Origin of the sequence: Novipirellula herctigrandis, assembly GCA_007859835.1 — a bacterium.
In the GTDB taxonomy this organism is placed as follows: Bacteria; Planctomycetota; Planctomycetia; order Pirellulales; family Pirellulaceae; genus Novipirellula_A; species Novipirellula_A herctigrandis.
In genome coordinates, this window is the sequence record SJPJ01000001.1 from 3,398,794 (window position 1) to 3,417,857 (window position 19,064).

Annotated in this window: 12 protein-coding genes; 7 read left to right on the forward strand and 5 right to left on the reverse strand. The window is 55.4% G+C overall.

Annotated elements, in window-relative coordinates; translation table 11 throughout:
• On the reverse strand, positions 1-984 hold a 984-nt coding region (locus CA13_RS12555; RefSeq protein WP_419194249.1), incomplete at its 3' end, for a hypothetical protein.
• Between the two features lie 208 nt (positions 985-1,192).
• The gene (locus tag CA13_RS12560) at positions 1,193-2,203 is read right to left on the reverse strand and encodes a cation diffusion facilitator family transporter (protein ID WP_146397125.1); all 1,011 of its coding nucleotides are present in this window, start codon (positions 2,201-2,203) and stop codon (positions 1,193-1,195) included.
• Positions 2,204-2,732: 529 nt separating this feature from the next.
• Here CA13_RS12560 and CA13_RS12565 point away from each other — a divergent pair.
• Both CA13_RS12565 and CA13_RS12570 read left to right on the forward strand, forming a co-directional pair.
• On the forward strand, positions 2,733-3,020 hold the full coding sequence (locus tag CA13_RS12565) for a hypothetical protein (protein ID WP_146397127.1): 288 nt from the start codon (positions 2,733-2,735) through the stop codon (positions 3,018-3,020).
• A 1-nt stretch (position 3,021) separates the two neighbouring features.
• A complete protein-coding gene (locus CA13_RS12570) occupies positions 3,022-4,338 on the forward strand; it encodes a carbohydrate porin (RefSeq protein WP_146397129.1) in 1,317 nt (438 codons plus the stop codon).
• Positions 4,339-4,715: 377 nt separating this feature from the next.
• Here the strand turns inward: CA13_RS12570 and CA13_RS12575 are convergent, their stop codons facing one another.
• Positions 4,716-6,224, reverse strand: a complete 1,509-nt coding sequence (locus CA13_RS12575) for a hypothetical protein (protein WP_146397131.1) — start codon at positions 6,222-6,224, stop codon at positions 4,716-4,718.
• A 423-nt stretch (positions 6,225-6,647) separates the two neighbouring features.
• Between CA13_RS12575 and CA13_RS12580 the strand changes: the two genes are divergently transcribed.
• Positions 6,648-7,766, forward strand: a complete 1,119-nt coding sequence (locus tag CA13_RS12580; protein ID WP_419194250.1) for an arginine deiminase-related protein — start codon at positions 6,648-6,650, stop codon at positions 7,764-7,766.
• Positions 7,767-8,461: 695 nt separating this feature from the next.
• Here CA13_RS12580 and CA13_RS12585 read toward each other — a convergent pair.
• Positions 8,462-8,662 carry a hypothetical protein gene (locus tag CA13_RS12585; protein ID WP_419194251.1) on the reverse strand — a complete coding sequence of 67 codons (201 nt, stop codon included), beginning with the start codon at positions 8,660-8,662 and terminating at the stop codon, positions 8,462-8,464.
• A gap of 875 nt (positions 8,663-9,537) precedes the next feature.
• Here CA13_RS12585 and CA13_RS12590 point away from each other — a divergent pair.
• Entirely contained in the window at positions 9,538-12,234 is a 2,697-nt protein-coding gene (locus CA13_RS12590; protein WP_419194252.1) for a winged helix-turn-helix domain-containing protein, read from the forward strand.
• A 134-nt stretch (positions 12,235-12,368) separates the two neighbouring features.
• Here the strand turns inward: CA13_RS12590 and CA13_RS12595 are convergent, their stop codons facing one another.
• Complete coding sequence (locus CA13_RS12595) at positions 12,369-13,817, reverse strand: hypothetical protein (RefSeq protein WP_146397138.1); 1,449 nt, start codon at positions 13,815-13,817, stop codon at positions 12,369-12,371.
• A gap of 506 nt (positions 13,818-14,323) precedes the next feature.
• On the opposite strand from CA13_RS12595, the gene CA13_RS12600 reads away from it, so the two are divergent.
• The 3 genes from CA13_RS12600 to CA13_RS12610 all read left to right on the forward strand — a co-directional run bounded on the left by CA13_RS12600 (position 14,324) and on the right by CA13_RS12610 (position 18,884).
• Positions 14,324-15,931, forward strand: a complete 1,608-nt coding sequence (locus tag CA13_RS12600; RefSeq protein ID WP_419194253.1) for a mechanosensitive ion channel family protein — start codon at positions 14,324-14,326, stop codon at positions 15,929-15,931.
• Positions 15,932-16,024: 93 nt separating this feature from the next.
• Positions 16,025-16,300: a hypothetical protein gene (locus CA13_RS12605; protein WP_146397142.1), complete on the forward strand. Its 276-nt coding sequence runs from the start codon at positions 16,025-16,027 to the stop codon at positions 16,298-16,300.
• Between the two features lie 193 nt (positions 16,301-16,493).
• On the forward strand, positions 16,494-18,884 hold the full coding sequence (locus CA13_RS12610; protein ID WP_146397144.1) for an arylsulfatase: 2,391 nt from the start codon (positions 16,494-16,496) through the stop codon (positions 18,882-18,884).
• The last annotated feature ends 180 nt before the right edge of the window (positions 18,885-19,064 follow it).

Consider the following 19,064-nt stretch of genomic DNA (forward strand, 5'->3'; position numbering starts at 1 on the left):
ATCGTATCCACCGAGATCATAGTTGTCGTAGCCGATGCCAAAGTCGCCAACATCGAGATCTTCTTGGAAATCAAGTCGTCCGCCAAAATCAATCGCATGGTCACCCGATCCAATTGCGTCATCACCGAATCGAAAGTTCAAATCGTTCAGGTCAAGGTCGACATCGTCTTGCCAGAAGTCAACGGAATCAATCTCTTCGAAGTCCGCGGTGACATTGTCCCATTCGGCCTCGGACATCAAGTCCCCCAGATCCGCTCGGGCCGCGTCCCAGTCCTCTTCGTCTGCCGTAACCACGTCGTCCCACTGGGCATCGCTCAAACGACTCAAGTCATCAAAGGCATCTCGCAAATCATCCTTATACAACTCAGGAATCTTGCAGTCACGAATCCAATCCTCCAACTGCTCCCAATCCTCGTCCTCGCGAGCGCGGATCAAGAGATGACGCAGAAGTTCGCGATCCTGTTCGTCACGAACAAATTGATAGATGGTTCCGGCCGCATACGCAGCCCGGGCCAACGGAGACCAACGGTTGCGATCAGCGTTGAGCGGCAAACGTCGCACCGGCCGATCGATAATGTGCCTGCGAACGATCCGCGAACTTGGCCTCGCCGCCGATCTTACAACGGGCTTCGCACTGGTCGTTCGCTTCTTCAGTTCGGTCAGTTCCCAGTTGCCACGTTTGAAGTTTAATCCGTAGGTTCCAGGTTTTGTGATTGTCTGCGTCTTCCAGGCGCGCCTGGTGTTGCCTGCCCAAAGCTCGATCGTTACGGGGAAGGACCGAGGCACAAGGACCGAAGCCTTACCAGGCTTGATCTCTCGACGGGTTGTTCTGATCTTCAGGTATGCGTCGTACCTATCCAGGTTTGCTAACACGACTTTGTCAGCCCCGTTCGCAGCCCCCTTGGTTGAGGAGTTAAAGAACGATCCCGCGAGAAGACATGCGGCGGCAACCAGTCGCACCTGATTTGAAAATGTGAATTGCATTGTTGTGTTCCAAAGATACCGGGCACTTACGCCAAAGAGGGGTGCTGCCAACTATAACTTGAATCGATCGTCGATAGGTGAATACAAACCCTCCAAAATATGCGAAACCAAATAAAATGCAGATTCACTGGCTCGGCTCTCAAGCCGAAGCAGTTGTTTGAGATGCCGAAAACCTGCACGATTCGATGACCAACAACAGACCGGAAGCCTATCCCACTGGTGCGTCGTTGGCGGAGGTTGCCTGGGGTGGTTCCCCGGAAGCCTCATGATCCCGTTTCGAATCGGTTTTGTAACCTACCGAAGCGGCGATCCATTGAGGATCTCGCGTGAATATCACATCCAACGCTAGGTGATCCAGCGCGCCAGCCAACGCGTTGGCGACTTCGCGTCGACATTCGTCGAGATCTTTCAGGCCGTAGTCAGCCCTTTCCCCACAGAGAACATACAACTGGATGTAGCTGAGACGCCCTAGCTGTTGCACCCGCATCTTCGTTTGGACGGTCTCGTCACCAGGAAACGCCGATTGAATGGCTGCAATGGCGCGATCCTGAAATGCGAGATCGGGTGCTTTGCCGACGATTTGATTCCAGTTGTCGCGAATGATCTTTGCCGGTATTGGCAAGCTGAGCAGAACGAGAACAATCACGACCGCTGGGTCAATGTACGGCATCAGATAGGCGAAGCTCGAATTGGCAAGCAGCATCGCGATCAGAAACGCAACCGCTACGGCCACCGAAAGGATTCCGTCAACCAACCAATTCTGCGTATCAACCTGCAGCAAGGGAGAGCGCGTCCGCTTTGACAGATTCGATTGCGCGATGGCTATCGCAAAACAACCGCTGGCCGCGACGAGAGCATAGACCATCGCCCAGCCCGCTGAGACATCCCGTCCGCCATCGATGATGACGATAATTGCCGACACGAGGGCAAACAAGGTAATGAACGCCATCAACAAACCCTTGGTCAGATTCAGCATCGGCTCGAAGGCCGCATAACCAAAGTGGAACACATCATCGCCTGGCTGAAGCACGAGCGTTGCCACTCGCAGCGCAACAAATCCAACGGCGCAGCCCACCAGAGAGAACAATCCGTCCAGCAGCACGGCATCGGATGATGTGACGACAGCGAATCCAATTCCCAGCACCGCCATGAACAGAGCCCCATAGATAGACATCCATAGGCCGCGTTGTTCAAGTTGATTTTCGGTAACCCGTGTCATGATGATTGAGGTTAGATATCTGGCTCGCGTCTAGCGAAAGGTTGCTAGTTATCACGAATGAAAGTCGGCTACATCCTACGAAAGTCATGGCCCCAACGCTACTCGTCGATTCGGTACCCCACATGCGAGATCGTGCAGTTTACGAATCCACCCTCCTAGCAGGAGGGTCGAGCGCAGCGAGGGGAGGTCGAATCGCAAATGGCCGATCCAACTTCAACTCCCGCTTGGGGTACCTAGCTCTTCAATCGACCCTCTCCCGAAGGGAGAGGTGACTGGCTGTAACTCCATACAAATTCCATACTTAAAAACTGCACGACGTCATGGCTGGAAGGGTTTGATATCAACGGAGACGTCGCTGCCAGCATAAAATGAATTACCGGACCTTGATGCGGCTATTGCAGACTTGGCCAACTAGTTTGATTGGCACCAACCAAATGAAACGTCGATGGCAGAAGACACGTATAACAATTGAAACCAGTTACCTGTACACGCGGATGCAGTCGATGCTTCGTCGTGATTGAACGAACTGGTGGCGAGCACAAGGGCTGGTGGCGAGAACAAGGGCTTGGGGGGCGGATTAGGGATCCTGGTGCCGAACACGGTATTCGCACATCAAATGGCCGAGAACTCCTCAATCTACACGTTTTCTCGTTACGTGCACTACGACGCGCCGCGGTCGTTTCTCGTTCCCGATAGCGGGATTTCCGTTTTACCGGATGGGCAAGTCGATCATCCATCCTACACACGTGCCTTCAACATGGAGGTCATGATGACCTCTGGACTTCAGGACGCGATGATGGATTGGTATCCACAGTGAAATGATGCACCGATCATTGTTCTACATTCTGCTGGCGTTGATCGTCGCCCTGGTCAGTTCGGTCCCGGTTTGCGCCCAGTCTTCCACCGGCCCAAACACGCAGTCATCAAGTTCAGGCCAAACCACAACCGGACGTTTACATGGGTTGATTGGTGAACGAGAGTTGAGCAATGTGCCGGACGATGTCGGTTACCAATTGCATGAGTCCGACGAGAGCATCGATTCGATTTTCCCCTACGGACCTTTAACGCCACTGAATGATCTTTGGGGTCGCTCAACAAAACGCGTCAACGAATCGCTTCGACTGGACCTCGGGCTAAACTACACGGCGGTCTATCAAACGGCTGACACGTCGGCGCGTGGCCCGCGTGAAGTGAGTGGCGGCGACTTTGACTTCTTCGGTCGCTGGCACCTGACTGGACGTGAAGATGATTGGCCTGGTTCGCTTGTCTTCAGTTCGGAAACACGCCATCGCATGTCGAGTACTTCCCCAAACAAGCTCGATACGGGAACGGTTGGCGGCACGATTGTCGGCTTTGGAGTGCAGGATTTCTCGTTGGTGCAGCTATATTGGGAACAAGGTTCCTTCGAGGATGGACTCATGATGCGGGCGGGTAAGATAGATCCCGCTTTAATTTATGACGGCGGTCGCTACGTCAGCTCAAACTACGCATTTCTTAGTCCGGCTTTCGCCGATACAACGCCGATGCCATTGCCCGGTGCCGGGATCGGGATGGCCGGAGCAATCTACCCGACCGATTCCACCTACCTTGTCGCCGGACTTCACGATGCCAACGGCCAACGCACCACGTCTGGTCTCAGCACGTTCTTTGATGACGCGGAGTACTTTTCCGCAGTCGAACTGGGCTGGTTCCCAAACGAAAATGAGATAGACGAGGGCAGCTACCACATCACGCTGTGGCACATTGATGCGAGAAAACGAGTGGGGCGGCGAAGCGACCAAGGTGTCGCATTGACGATGGAGCAGCAGGTCGGATCCGATGGACAGTTCGTACCCTTCTTGCGGTACGCCTACGCCGATCGCGGTCTCAACGGGATTCGCGAAAACCTTTCCGTCGGAATCGGCTTGGAAGGCCCCTTCTACCAGAACTACGACTTGATCGGCACTGCCTTCTCATGGCAAGAACCATCCGATCGGGGCTTGGGCAATCAGAGTGTTTTTGAGACGTTCTACCGCTTCTTCATCACGCCGCATACCCATTTGACACCCGACATCCAGGTCGTCATCGACCCCTCGAATGCTCCGACAAAAAGTTCCGTGACAGTCTTCGGATTGCGAATACGAACGTTGTACTAGAGCTCTGTCACAGCTAAGACTTCGGGTTGAACCGTAGTGGAATTCGCCAGAATTCCTTGCGATTCACAGACCAGGAAGGAATTCTGGCGAATCCCACTACCCTAAAATCAAGCTGTAACAAAGCACTAGTGCTTTGACCAGATTAAAGATTGGGGTTCAGCCGTAGCGGAAGTCGTCAAGACTTTCGGTGATTTACGGTGTGGGCCGAAACTCTTGACGAGTTCCGCTACCCCAAAATCAAAGTTGGATGAAGCACTAGAGCGTTGCGAAGAAATCGCAGTTTTCTGTTCACCCAGAGAAGTCACGTTCGAAAGCTGCCCCAATCGATGCCGGGGTTTGAATCGCGGGCGGGTCGACTCAAGTGCAGAACGTAGACGTTAAAAACTGTACTTTACCAAACCGTGATACAACATCGTCGAGCTGTTGTTGCTTGGCGCAATGTACGTCGTTTCGAGGTGGCTCACCTCAAAGCGAGTCTCCCATTCCTCGCTCAGTCTCCAGATGAAATTCAGCCAGTAGGCTTCGTTCCGGGCGCGCTGTCCCACCGTGCCCGCTGGCGGGATCGTACCGAGGTCGCTGTCCCTCGGGTTGTCGATTCCGTATCCGATGGATGTGGTGAAAGAGGGAGACTGATGGAAGAAAAACTCTCCGAATCCGCCCGTGCTGTAAATGGCCTCGCCGTCATTCGGATTCAGGCTTTGCCCGATTGCTCCGTTGTAAGTGCCAATCGCCTGTCCGGCGAAACACTCACCCTGGAATCCCCACCTCTCCCACTCCATCCGCAGCTCGGGAATGACCGCCCACGAGGTGGACACATTGCTTGCCGACAGGGCAAGGTTATCGACCGCTCGCGTTTCGCCGATCAGTCCTCCGATCGCGAACAGCAACGGCCTTTGACCTTTTTCCGCCGGTCCGAGCGTCACTTCCCAACGCGCTTCGGCATTGGGCAAGCCGTTATCGATTCCAGCCACAACTGGATCCGCGATGAAGTCGTTCACGGCTTGTTGCGTCAAGCCGAAATAGAGTGACGATCCGATCATATCAGAACATTGAAAGAATCGTTCTGCTCGAAAGCCTGGCCGAATCTGGCCAACGTTCCCCTGCATTTTGTGTGAACTCCAAGCGGGCGAGTTCGTGTTTTGGCGACCGATCGCGTCAGCGTCTTGCCCGACCCAAAAACGCCAATCATCATTTCGTAGCTCTGCGTAGGCCAACAAGGCAAAGAGGCCCGGATTGTTTTGGATTGGTTGTTCACCGAAGAAGTTCACTGCAACATTCGCCGACGTTCGAAACCCACCAACGTCTGGCCCCGTGATATTAAGACCAAAGATGGACTGTTGGGCGCTCGCTGTAAATCGAGAGTCGTCAATTCCCGGCGCTGGCCCGGGGAGTAGGAAAAGTGGTGAGCCGCGCAATTGTGTGCTTCTGTTAGTGCCGATCGCTTCTGCGAACACGGCTCCAAAGGGAAGAATGCGAAACTTCCCTTTCTTCCACGACAGTTTCTCCGCGCAACAATCACATAGTTCAGGCACTCCCGAGCAAACGGACGTTCGACAGTTCGGACAGGAATCGCATGCGAAGGCGTTGGCTGCTTGAACCACCGATCCAGATTCGCTGAAACTACTCAATTGGCTCGCTTGATCCAACCCAGTGAACTCCGGCGAGTCGTGCCACGTCACTTGCGAACTGTCCGCAGCGGATTGCTCACGTAAATGCTGCAACTGCGAGCGAGTGGTGTTGAGTTCGGTTCGTGTCGCCTCAAGCTGACGAGCAAGCTCCGAAATTCGTTGCGAATTGTCTGCGGCAGTTTGAGCGTCCACCATCGGAGTCATCACGCCCAACAGAAGCGTTGCGGACAGAAAGACACTTTTAATATTGAAAATCACTTGAACCTTCCGACTCTGACAATAATGCTGATCACAGGCTTCATCTCTATCGTCTTCGTTATTCCGATTCTCTAGGTTTGGTATCTCGGTGCGTTTTTTTCGATCCCCACGGTTGGGGTCGTAACGATTACGCAAGGGAACGCGGTTCGTTCAGAGCTTGGGAAAGTGGTGTTCTGCTGCTATTTCACGATCCTGCGAGGACAACCCCGAGTGTTGCTGGTTGCTGGCAAGAGCGTGTTTGACACAATCGTGCGGATACCAAGCTGGACGCACTCCACCTGTCGGGCTTGGTATATTGCGTTGACGACGAGACACACTAAGTCAATACGCGGCATCTTATCTGCTCGAATGCTTAGAATATGCTGCGTTGTTCAAACGATTGTTTTCTGGCCTCAAGACGTACTTCCTCAATCGGATACTTACATGAAAGATCCCATTCAACCCGTTCGACGCGACTTTATGAAAACCGCTGCGGCAGCTGCCTCTGCCGTAGCACTAACCGGAGTGACTTCGACCGCACACGGTGCGGATCAAAAGAAAGGAACGAAGAGCAAGATGATCCAAGTGAACCACGAATGGGGCGCCCTGAAAGAAGTGGTCGTCGGAGTACCCAACTTACGCCTCCCTTCAAAGTTGGCGGAAGCTCCCAAACAATTTCTTCCCGACACGTCAATCGAGTTCATCGAAAAGCACGCGGGGAAACTGGTCAAGGATTGTGCCCCTGATTTGTTTTCGCAATTCGTGGAGCAGGTCAACGGTATCATTCAGATTCTTGAAGATCGAGGCATCATCGTTCACCAGGTCAAGAAACACCTTCCCTCTGAGGAAGCCTTCTTGGCAGAACTGAATGACACGGTCATGCAGACTTACCCGCGAGATCCGATGCTAGTGATCGGAAACAAGTTCATCGAAACCGCGATGTACGAGCCAAATCGACGCAAGGAGCGATTTGCCATTCGCCGGACCATTGGCGACCGATTGGCCAACAGTAACGCTCGAATCGTGTCGATGCCTGAGCCCGAGCCTTTCCCCGCCGACGAGAACGGAAAGTATGGTCCGGGCCCCTTTCTCGAAGGTGGCGACGTCATGCTAGTCGGCCGCGACATCTACGTGGGAAATACAGGCAACGCGTCGAACAAGGCCGGAATGCGTTGGCTGCAGAATTGCTTGGGCAACAAATATCGCGTCCACGAGGTTCCGCTGAGTAGTCACTTCCTGCATCTCGATTGCGTGCTCGCTTTGGTACGCCCCGGACTCGCCGTGATCTGTAAAGAGGCCTTCATCAAGGGGATCCCTGATTTCCTTAAAGATTGGAAACTCATTGATGTATCAGCCGAAGATGCCGAGCAGAAGCTCGGCTGTAATGGCCTGGTCTTGGACGAGAATACCATGATCGTGGGCGACGACATGCCGGAGTTGGCAGAGTCCCTAAGCGCCGAGGGCACCGAAGTCCTGACCGCGAGAATCGACGGCATTTATTGGCAAGGTGGCGGTTTCCGTTGCTGGCATCATCCACTCGTTCGGGAGAGCAAACTTGCCTAGGGTGTCCAGCCTGACTTTCAAGCCGTGGGCTCGTGGCGGACCTAGTGCCGTCTATCGCATCGGCGGAGGTGGATTGCGCTTCAAGCTAACTCGCATCAGTGAAACGGACCGAAGCGACGAAGGAACCAGACCTCTTAACGCGATTGCATAAGCAGGGATGAACCAACAAGTGGGGATGATTTGGGGACAGTGTTGACCATTTGCATTGACCTGGAGAAAAGCGTTGGTTCGTAAGCAGAGTTCCATTCATCTCGTCAAAGCCGGAGTCAATAGCCTTCACTCAATCCGAATCAATCGTAAGATCAAATAGTGTAACCGCATCAGTATGTGGTGTTGTGATCCTTGAATCACGAAGAGCGAGCGTAGCTGTGAATGATCATTTCAGATGAGAGTTGTTACGAATACTGTTGCCTCCGCTGTACTCTTTTCAATCTGCGGAATTGACCTTCTCGGCTAGTTCGCAGATTGAGAGTCTCCACCAGCCATTCTTGGCAGGTCAATAAACGCCGTGTCTGGGGCGTTTTTCAAGTTTCGGTGTTTTGCCGGAAACCTCTCTCTCGGACTAGGCCGTCCCAGTTTCGCATGAGCCAGCGTCCGTCTCAATGGTTTTTGCTCTGCGCACTAGCGCGCTCTCGGTTCACAAGGTGGCTGCTTGTTACCACGCCGTTTGCTTCCGACCCACCGAGCCAGACGGTTCATGTTTGGTTTGGGTTAACAGGTTGAGAGTCTTTGATCGCTCGCCACATCTCGCGTTGCCGATTCCAATCGAGAGTCTTCGCGATGGGGCGGATTTCAGCTTCCTTGATTGGGTCGCGGCCTCTGACCGTGTTGGGTAGGAACAGAATCTCTTCCTGGATATCAGGGGCGAGATTGTCCATCCACATGATTTGGGTCATGCGCGTGGTTGAGATTTGGCCGTAGTGGGCCAGATCCCTGTGGAGGCTTATATGGAACGTGATTGCAATGTTGCCGCCGGGGCCTTCGAAGGTGACTGTGTCGAACAGTCTGGAAACGACGCGGGTTTGTTCTCTTGGCGGGAGCGCATCCTAGGCTTCGTCCAAGCCGGCCAAGACTCATTGGAATATTTGGCCGACTCGAATTAGCGGGCCACCAAAGACCCAAAGCAGCCTGCTCAATTGAAACTCACAGTTGGGGTTGACTCACTTTCTCCTTGCGGATCAGCCGAAATCGCGTTGGCATTCTTCTCTGAATCGGAAGTCTATCCGGCGTCGGCCACCGGGTGGCGCCAGCTCAATGCCAAAACTCTCTTCGGTCTGCACCACCTCCGCGCTGAACTGCAATTGCTTCGAGCTGGCAGGTGGTCCAACCTCTGTTAGTGAGGAGTGACCGTAGGTGGTTGATTAGGGGCGACTCATGCTCCATTGCGTTTCACTCGCGAGTTGCTATCTGTGTCAGCTCAGTATGGAAAGAACTTGTGCAATGACGCCCAGTAAACGCTGGCTATTTAGAGTCTCGGGAAGGGAGGCGACTAAGCCGGGTAACGGAGTCCGTCTCTCCGTACTCATGGCGTTGACGGTGGTGCCGAAACTGCGTGCGTCGATTTTCGTGACAGTATGTGTCCGTGATTTACCTTGGTGCTACGGCTGATGGGCAACAGCTCAACTATGATCGTTGGGTCTGACGACGAGTGCACTTTTCGGTCAGACGAAGTACTGAGTCCGAAATTGATGATACAAATAGGAGCGAATCGACCCGCATAGACCAGCCCGGGAAGAGGATTCCGCGGACGAAGTTGCGACCGCCTGCTGCTGTGCAAGGCCTCGTTACTCGTCCGAGACTACTCGAACTGCTTCAGCGGAATGCTCGCCGTCCGTTGACGGTCGTGTCGGCGCGGGCTGGCTATGGCAAGACGACGTTGGTGTCGCAGTGGCTACAGGATGCCGAAGTGGAGCCGGCTTGGCTTCAGTTAAGTGAAGCGGACAGTGAACTGAGGGACTTCTTAAGCGGCTTCGTCGCCGCCGTTCAAGTTCGCTTCTCGGACGCATGCTCTGACACGAGCGTTCTGCTCGACGCGGCGCAGTTGCCACCGCCATCTTTACTCGCAGAGACCTTGTGCAATGACCTGGATGCGGTCGCCGCCGAGCCTCTGGTTGTTGTGTTGGACGATTACCATTTGATTTCAAATCCTGAAATCCACGAGTTGCTCGATAAGTTGTTGCTCTATCCGCCCCGTCCGTTGCACTTGGTGTTGGTAACACGCAATGATCCGCCCATCTCGCTGTCCGCACTGCGCGCCAAGGGTTGGTTGACGGAGATTCGCCAAGGCGACCTACGTTTTACGAAAGCGGAAGTCAAAGCAGTGCTGGGCGAGATGGTTTCAACATCCGTCAGTGAAGCGACACTCGATCATCTCGAAAAGCAGATCGAAGGGTGGATTGTTGGCCTACATCTAGCTGGTCTTATCCTTCGTAGTCAATCCGACCCGGAAGCGTTCTTGTCTGGATTGAAAGGCGGTTTTCAGCAGGTATACGATTACCTCTCTGAGCAAGTTCTGGCTGGACAACCTGCGGAAGTGCGTGATTGCCTGCTACAAACCTCTGTGTTGAATCGATTTTGCTCGTCGCTCGTCGAGGCGGTTTGCGTGTCGGGCAACGACTCCAATGCGAAAAGCATCAGCGGCGACGAGTTCATTGCAAAGGCCCAACTTGCCAACCTGTTCGTTGTACCGCTGGATTCAGGTGGCGAATGGTTCCGCTACCACCACCTGTTTCAAGACCTCTTGAAGCGGCAATTGAAGCGACACCATTCAGAGAGTGATATCGCAGCCTTGCATTCGCGAGCCAGCACGTGGTTTGAAAGTCAGAGTTTGATCACGGACTCCATCGAGCACGCGTTGGCGGCCGGCGATGTCGTCGGGGCCGTCGAGATCATCGAGCGGTGTCGACGCGATGAGTTCAACGCGGATCGGTGGTATGCGGTCAAGCGCTGGCTCGAAATGCTCCCGGCCAACATCAAACGGCAGCGGCCGAAGCTACTCTTGACCGAAGCTTGGATTGCAAATTGCCGATTTCAAGTCGCGCGAATCACGGTGATCGTCGAAGAGGTCGACGCCTTGTTACGCGATCAAACGGTGGAGCCAACGGTTCAAGGAGAACTCTCCTTCTTCCGTGGATTTCTCGAGTATTGGGAGGGGCATGCCGGACTAAGTCAGCAGCACTTCGAAGAAGCGTTATCAAGATTATCTGGCGATGGGGGGCCCTATGAGGGCGAGGCCGAACTGTTGTACGGATTGGCGCTCTGCATGGACGGCCAACAAGACTCGGCTGTCCAAAGGTTGGAAGATCGGATCGATCGGACTGACCCGGCCGAGGGCCAGCTTCTCTCGCGACTGGTCGCAGGGTCGGCTTTTGCGCATCTGATTTCCGGTGACCTGCAGCGAGCTCGCCTCGAAGCACAACGCCTGCACCTTGTGGCCAGCAGGATCAGTATCCGAAACACCGAGGCCTGGGCATCCTACATGCAGGCGACCACTTGCCTGCACGCCGGCGAGTTCGATGCTGCATCGAGTCATTTTGCTGAGGTCGCCAAGCTGAGGTACGTGCTGGAGCCCAGGGCGGCAGTTGATGCGCTTGCGGGCCTTGCGTTATCGCAGCAGCTCGGCCAGTTCGAGGCTGAAGCCGACGAGACAGCGGAGCTGTTGCAGGAATTCACCCGTGACTTGAACGAACGTCAATATCTGTCCGTGGCCCAGGCTTGTCACGTCCGACTTGCGTTGCTGCGAGGTGACGGGGCGCAAGCCTTGCAGTGGGCTCGCGCCGCCAACGAAGTGGCGATGCCCTCGACGTTGTTCTTCTGGTTAGAGGCTCCGCCAATGACTCAAGCGAGAGGTTTGATCACAGCTGGTTCGAAGCAAGACCTGGCAAGTGCGACCGAATCTCTCAGTGCGATTCGCGCGGTGAATGAGTCTGGTCGATTCACATACCAGACGATTGAGGCTGCCGCCCTGCAAGCTGTCGCACTGGACATGCAAGGTTCTACCGAAGACACATTTGACTCACTTGACGAGGCATTTGGGCTGGCGGAGCCGGGAAGATGGGTCCGGCCATTTGTCGAGTTGGGCCAGCCGATGACCAGCCTGCTACAGCGAGCACGCTTGGACAACGTCTCGATTGAATATGTCGATCGCCTGCTGCGGGCCTTTCCGAAAAACCCGAAGGCCGAGGCGTCGAAGTCGTCGATTCAGGCGCCGGTCGTGCAATCAGTTCCCACCGGCGCGGATGTGAAGTCGGGTACAGAGCCGTATGTTGAGCCGTTGACCAATCGGGAACTTGAAACCTTGCAGCTGTTGGCCGAGCGGCTTTACGACAAGGAAATCGCCAAGACTTTGTCAATCTCAGTCTGGACGGTGCGGACGCATGTGAAACACATCTTCGAGAAGCTGCATGTCACAAAACGTCGCGAAGCGTTCGTCAAGGCCGAAGAGCTTGGGTTGTTGAAGGAGAGCTAGCGGGGCAGCGGCAGGTGATAGTCGTATTTCGCTCCGTCGAAATCACGGGACCAAAAATGCACCTGCGTTATCTCGCGGAGCGAGAGACGACTTTGTCACTCGCCTGGTATCGTGATGAACCAGGCGCTGTCCAGCTAGAAAGTCCACTGAAACTGAGTGTGGAAGCCCGCGCCCTCGTTGTCCCTCAGAATTGATTGATAGGCCGTCTCGCGCCAAGTGAACTCCAGTCCCACGCGGACGGACTGTGTCCAATCCCAGAGCAGCGTCGAAAAGATCGTTTCGTTCCGAACCGGACCGCTGAGACTCACATCGCGATCGATTGGATCGTCAATCCCGTACCCGATATGGCTATGCAAACGCGGTGTCCAGTGACAGAACCATTCCAACCAACCGCCGACCGAGCGAATGCCTTCCAAGGTATCAGTATTGACCGTTTGAAGAATGCCGCCGCTATAGGTGCCGAGCGTTTGACCAACAAATCCCTCGCCGGCAACGCCACAGGATTCACTGAATTTCCAACGGAAATCAGTGCCCAAGCCCCACACATCCGAGATGACGCGATTACCCGGCGCGGGTGGTGTGCTGCGCAGTTGTCCGACCACACCGGAAACGCCAAACTCAAACGGTCGCGACTCGTCCGACTCCGGCGCACCAACACCGAGGGCCAGACGCAGTTCGATATTGGGCCAACCGTTGTCCTCGCTGAGCAGACGAAACAACGGATCGATGCTGGTTGCGATCGGTTCGCTCAACGCCATTTGGATCGTCCACTGTACGTCTTCGGAAGGATTGAAATAACGTTCCAGCCGCACTTGTCCACGAAACGCATTGCCTGAGTTTCCTGATCCTGACAGACCCGCGAAAGGAAGAACGGTTGGCAATCGTGGGTTGAATACGTCGAACTGCAAGCCGGCGGCAAACCGCCAATCCGTATTCTTCAACTCGCCGAACGCCAGCAACGGCAGAAAACCGTATTGATCGGCCAACACGTTGTCGTTGAAGAACATTGCCAACAGCGTTCCGCCCGCCTGCCAATCTCCGGCCGACGGGCCCGTCAACAACGCACCGAGCGTGCTTTGGCGGGCGTGTGTGTCAAACGTCGTCTCATCCAAACCTCGGGGTGATTTGGGCAGTAGCAAGTAGGGGGTTCCCGGCGAGAGTGGACGTGCAGTGTTGAAAAGCACGTCCGCCTTCAATGCCCCGAACAGATTCACATTAAAGTACGGATTGAGCGTGGTGATGCGCGGGCAATCAATGCAGGGTGCTTCGGGCTGCGGGCACTGGCACGGATAACAGCCGCAACAGCAATATCCTGAGTGGGGTCCTGGCTGTGCATCACACTCCAAGGTGCCCACTTCGCCGGGGCCAACCGAGCAAGAGCTTGGAGCCGATTGCTGGTCGGTGAGGGGCTGCTGTGAAGTTTGCGTCGCAGCGTTGCAGTGTTCGAGACGACGCAATTGTTCCTTCATCGCATCGATTTCGTGAAGCAACTGCTGCACAGTGGGAGCAGCGTCGCCATCGAATTCCTCCGCACCCGCCCTCGGGGGCCAAAAACAGAGAGTGATCAAGGCAACCAGGGCCATCAAAGTCCGGCTGTATAAGGGGTGATTGCCGTTGGTCCGCATGGCGTATTGAATCAAAACGGAATGGATGGATGTGCTCTCCGAAGTGGGCGCACAACGCGTACATTCGTTTGGATCGGTTCAACCAGTCGCTGCAAGGGCAGCAAATCGCGTCTCTTCGCCCGCTCCCCAGGCTGTTTGCCGTCACGACCGGAGCAATCGATACAGGTTGCCACGTTTGGATTGTTGCTGCAGGGACCGCGTCGGTGGGGGGCTTTTTTTGCCCGCGATCGCTAAGTGTTAGCGATGTGCACTAGCTCAGATGGTTTCAAACTCAATCATGATTCGGCGGTATTTTGTAAACCGAAAAATGATGATTTGACGGGATGAGAACTCTACACCGAAATGCTTGTCTTTTATTTTGTTCGTTCGCCTTCTGCGTTCACGCGAATGTTGCCGGTGCTCAGCAGATTGGGCAATTCAAGGCTGCGGATACATCCAGTCCGCATGATACACTCCGGAGTTTCTTGGAAGCCTGCAACGAACTGCATGACTTGATTCAGGAAAGGCAGTGCGTCGACAGGAACTCGCGTCCGCATCGTGAAGTCGCTTGGCGGGTTCTGGACTGCATCGACTCCAGCGAAATTCCCGCTTTCGCACGCGATCAGCGGACAGGCGAGGTTGCCGCGGCACTCAAGGAAATCCTCGATCGCGTTGAACTTCCTCCATGGGAACAGATTCCCGACGCGGCAGAGATTCAAGCTGCAGGAGGTTACGAAGAATTCTCGCGTTGGCGGATCCCGGATACGCGGATCACCATCGAACGTGTCGAGGAAGGGCCGCAAAAGCACGAGTATCTTTTCTCAAGCGGGACAGTCCAGCGAGCGATTGGATACTTCCAGGAAATCGACCACCGACCGTATCGCACCGACGGACCGCCGACTTCTCCCGACTTCTACAAATGGTATCTCTCCGCTCCCGGAAGCCCGTTGCTCGGATCGCTGGTCCAGCGACTTCCCGAGTGGATGCGGTTTGGCAGGACGCTAGGGCTGACCAACTGGAAATGGCCCGGCGTGATTCTTCTGCTGATCATCGCGGTTTCGGTGATGTGGGTGCTCTACTCGCTGCAAATCTCAGTCACCAACCGGGTATCGCCGCAAAAACGCCTGCAATATTTTCCGACCCTCATTTTTCCATTGGCCGCCGTCGCGGTGCCTCCCGTTTTCCTGGCCATCTGCGAACGTTATCTCACGATCCGCAGCACGCCGCTCTATGTAATCAGTTTCGCCTCCTATGTGGTGACGATCGTCGCAGCCATCGTTGCGTTATTCGCGGCCTCGACACGAGTCGCGGAGTCGATCATTGCATCACCCAAAATCAACACCTATGGGCTCAACGCGCAACTGATCCGAATTTCGTCAAAACTGGTGGCAATTCTGTTGTCCGTCGTGCTGCTGGTTACAGGTGGACAGTACTTGGGAATCCCGATCGCCACGCTGCTGGCGAGTGCAGGCATTGGTGGCATTGCGCTCGCGCTGGGGGCTCAGGATACGCTCAAGAATCTTTTCGCCACGATCGCCCTGATGGCTGATAAACCTTGTCGCGTGGGTGACAGAATCCGGTTCGAGGGTTACGACGGATTCGTTGAAGACATTGGTTTGCGTTCAACAAAGTTGCGTTTGCTGGACGGGCACGTAGTCACGATCCCGAACGAACAAATCGCCGGCCAGCATGTGGAGAATATCTCGCAGCGCGAGCACATTCGCAGAAGTGCCGAGATTCGCATACCACTGGACACACCGCGCGAGCAGGTCGAGCGGGCGATCGCGATCATTCGTGAAAAGCTCGATCAACACGAGGGGATGGATAACGAGTTCCCGCCGAGGGTGTTCTTTGATGAGTTTGGCGATGACGCGTTTCGCATTCGTTTCATCTACTGGTATTCGCCGGCACATTTCTGGGACTTCAAGGCTTTCGGTGAAAAGCTCAACCTTGAGATTTTCGCCGCCTATGAAGCCGAAGGCATCCAGTTTTCCCTGCCGCTGCGGCATTCCTACTGGAAGCAAGACGCGCGGCAAGGGCCATTGGAGATTCAACTCACGGAACGTTCCACGGGCGACCTTATCACTAACTAATCCCTAATCGTTAGTGATTCCTCTCATTCTATCCTTTGGACAATGAGTGAATTGATTGGCGGAATCGCAATTCGGCAAACGGAGACTCCTTCTATGTCAGAAAGTAACTGGCCACAGCTTACCCCAGGGCAACCGGCTAGCTATCGCATCGAGGTCGATGGCTCATTGGATGAAAAGTGGTCAGGGCGATTGGGCGGGATGCAAATCGACACTGCATCACGAGTCGACCAGAGGCCGGTCACAACCCTGACAGGCACGGTTCGTGACCAAGCCGTGCTGATGGGCGTACTCAACGGGCTCTACCAGTTGCATATGAAAATCCTGTCAGTCAATTGCACCAGTTGCGAACAAACAGAAGAAACAACGTGACGACGACAAACTGCCTGCGGTCTTCTTTGTTGAAGGTCACGATTTTGAGTCGGTCAAGCAATTCACGAAATTACACACCCAAAACACCGTACCTAATTTATCCCCAATCGTTGGCGATGTTCGACCGGTCGTACGATGAGATGATTGGAAAACAGACACTCTAACTTACACCAGATATTCAGGAGACTAAATGATGCTAAACAAGAACTTCATTCCGTTGCTTTCCGCCACTGTATTGCTGGTTTTTTGCAACTCATTTGCCGCGGCGCAAACTCAATCAACTACGGCCTACGAACTGGACCGCACCGTCCTGCCGATCGACCCGCCGTATCGCAACCCCATCACGGTGTTTGACGCCCGCGATGCCGAGAAGCCCCCGAGGTTCAAGGTCACGCCTCCGGAAGGAGCCCCGAACGTCGTCATCGTGCTGATCGATGACATCGGCTTCGGCGCAGTCTCCAGCTTCGGCGGCGGCGTCCAAACGCCGACCTTCGATCGCTTGGCCAACGATGGCCTGCGTTTCAACCACTTCCACACCACGGCACTCTGCTCGCCGACGCGCTGTGCTCTGCTGTCAGGGCGAAACCACCACCAGGTCAACGTCGGCTGCGTGATGGAAATCGCCACCGGTTTCCCCGGTATGCAGGGCGAACGCACCAACCGAGGCGAGTACTTCGCCGAGACCCTACGCCACAACGGTTACAGCACGGCGGCGTTCGGCAAGTGGCACGAGACGCCGACCTGGGAAGTCTCCGTGTCCGGCCCCTACGATCGCTGGCCAACGAACTCGGGCTTCGACAAGTTCTACGGCTTCATCGGTGGCGAGACCAACCAGTGGGACCCGGTGATCTTCGACGGGGTGACCAAGGTCCAGAAGAAGGAAGACCCCGACTATCACTTCACCAAGGACATGACCGACGAAGCCATCGCGTGGATGAAGTTCCAGCAGGCGATGACGCCGGACAAGCCGTTCTTCGTCTACTTCGCGCCGGGTGCGGTGCACGCCCCGCACCACGCCCCCAAGGAGTTCATCGAGAAGTACAAGGGCAAGTTCGACGGCGGCTGGATGAAGTACCGCGAGGAGACCTTCGCTCGCCAGAAGGAGATGGGCATCATTCCTCCGAACACCAAGCTGGCGCCCATGCCCGACGACATCGAGGACTGGGAGAAGCTGAGCGACAAAGAGCAGGCGCTCTACGCCTTGCAGATGGAAGCCTTCGCCGGATTCATGGAACACACGGACGTCGAGATTGGCCGGATGGTGGACGCGATCGACGATATAGGCGTTCTGGACAACACCCTGTTCATCTACATCATGGGTGACAACGGCTCGAGCGGCGAAGGCGGCCTGACCGGCACTTACAACGAGTTGGTGCACCTCAACGGCATCTTCGACGCCGAGACCACCGAGAGCATGCTGGAACGCGCGGATGATTGGGGTGGCCCCAACTCCTTCCCGCACTTCTCTTCGGCCTGGGCAGTCGCCACCGACGCACCGTTCACCTGGACCAAGCAGATGGCCGGGGACTATGGCGGCACTCGCAACCCGATGGTCATGCACTGGCCGGCGGGCATCAAGGCCAAGGGTGAGATCCGCCAGCAGTGGCATCACGTCAATGATGTGGCCGCCACCGTGCTCGAGGCGGCCAAGCTCCCGCAGCCCAGGATGGTGAACGGCATCCCACAGATGCCGTTGTCCGGGGTGAGCATGCTGTACGCAGCGCATGACGCCGACGCGTTCAACCGTCGCCACACCCAGTACTTCGAGATCTTCTCGAACCGCGCGATCTATCACGATGGCTGGTACGCTCGTGTCGTGCACCGCGTCCCGTGGGAGAACCTGCCGATCAACACGCTCCAGGATGACGTTTGGGAACTCTACGATGCGAAGGAGGACTTCAGCCTCACGAATGACTTGGCGAGCGAGTATCCGCAACGGCTCGCCGCGATGAAGGACCTGTTCGAACGGGAAGCCATTGCCAACAGTGTCTACCCGCTGGATGACCGGGCCTACGAACGCTTCAACGCCGCCATCGCCGGACGGCCCGACCTGATGGGCGATCGGACCAGCCTAACCCTCGCCCAGGGCATGACCGGCATCCTGGAGAACACCTTCATCAACGAGAAGAACACCTCCAAGACGATCACCGCCAAGGTCCAACTCGAGGGCAACGACCGGGGCATCATCCTCTGTCAGGGCGGCAAGTTCGGCGGCTGGGCTCTGTACATGGATCAGGGCAAGCCGGCCTACACCTACAACTGGTTCGGCCTGCATAGTTACACGGTGGCCGCCACCGAGGCCATCACTGGCAACGATGCGGAGATCAAGTTGCAGTTCGACTACGACGAAGCCGGCGAAGGCACCGGCAAGGGCGGCAAGGCAACCCTCTACGTGAACGGCAAGCAGGTTGCCGAGGGCCGCATCGACAAGACCCAACCCGCGCTCTACTCCGCGGACGAGACGGCAGACGTGGGCCTAGACGAGGCCACGCAGGTCGCCGACAAGGTCTTCAAGGACATCGAGGATTCCGAGTTCACGGGATATGTGGACGAGGTCACGATCAGCATCCCCAAGAGGAAGTAAACCAGTGTCACGATTGCATAAGGGGCATGATGAATGCCCCTTATGCCTTTGCGGGACCGGCACGTTGTCCCGATGCTGAGCGTCCAACTTAGAGGACTCATTGAATGCATGCACACACGAAAGCCTTTCGGATGCGGCTCCCTCATTTATCCCTAATCGTTAGCGATGTGCCGACCTTTG

Bases quoted from the DNA above. Each gene is read 5' to 3' on its own strand.
- CA13_RS12560 (WP_146397125.1), bottom strand. From the start codon at position 2,203: ATGACACGGGTTACCGAAAATCAACTTGAACAACGCGGCCTATGGATG.
- CA13_RS12570 (WP_146397129.1), top strand. From the start codon at position 3,022: ATGATGCACCGATCATTGTTCTACATTCTGCTGGCGTTGATCGTCGCC.
- CA13_RS12580 (WP_419194250.1), top strand. From the start codon at position 6,648: ATGAAAGATCCCATTCAACCCGTTCGACGCGACTTTATGAAAACCGCT.
- CA13_RS12585 (WP_419194251.1), bottom strand. From the start codon at position 8,662: ATGACCCAAATCATGTGGATGGACAATCTCGCCCCTGATATCCAGGAA.
- CA13_RS12595 (WP_146397138.1), bottom strand. From the start codon at position 13,817: ATGGCCCTGGTTGCCTTGATCACTCTCTGTTTTTGGCCCCCGAGGGCG.
- CA13_RS12605 (WP_146397142.1), top strand. From the start codon at position 16,025: ATGTCAGAAAGTAACTGGCCACAGCTTACCCCAGGGCAACCGGCTAGC.
- CA13_RS12610 (WP_146397144.1), top strand. From the start codon at position 16,494: ATGCTAAACAAGAACTTCATTCCGTTGCTTTCCGCCACTGTATTGCTG.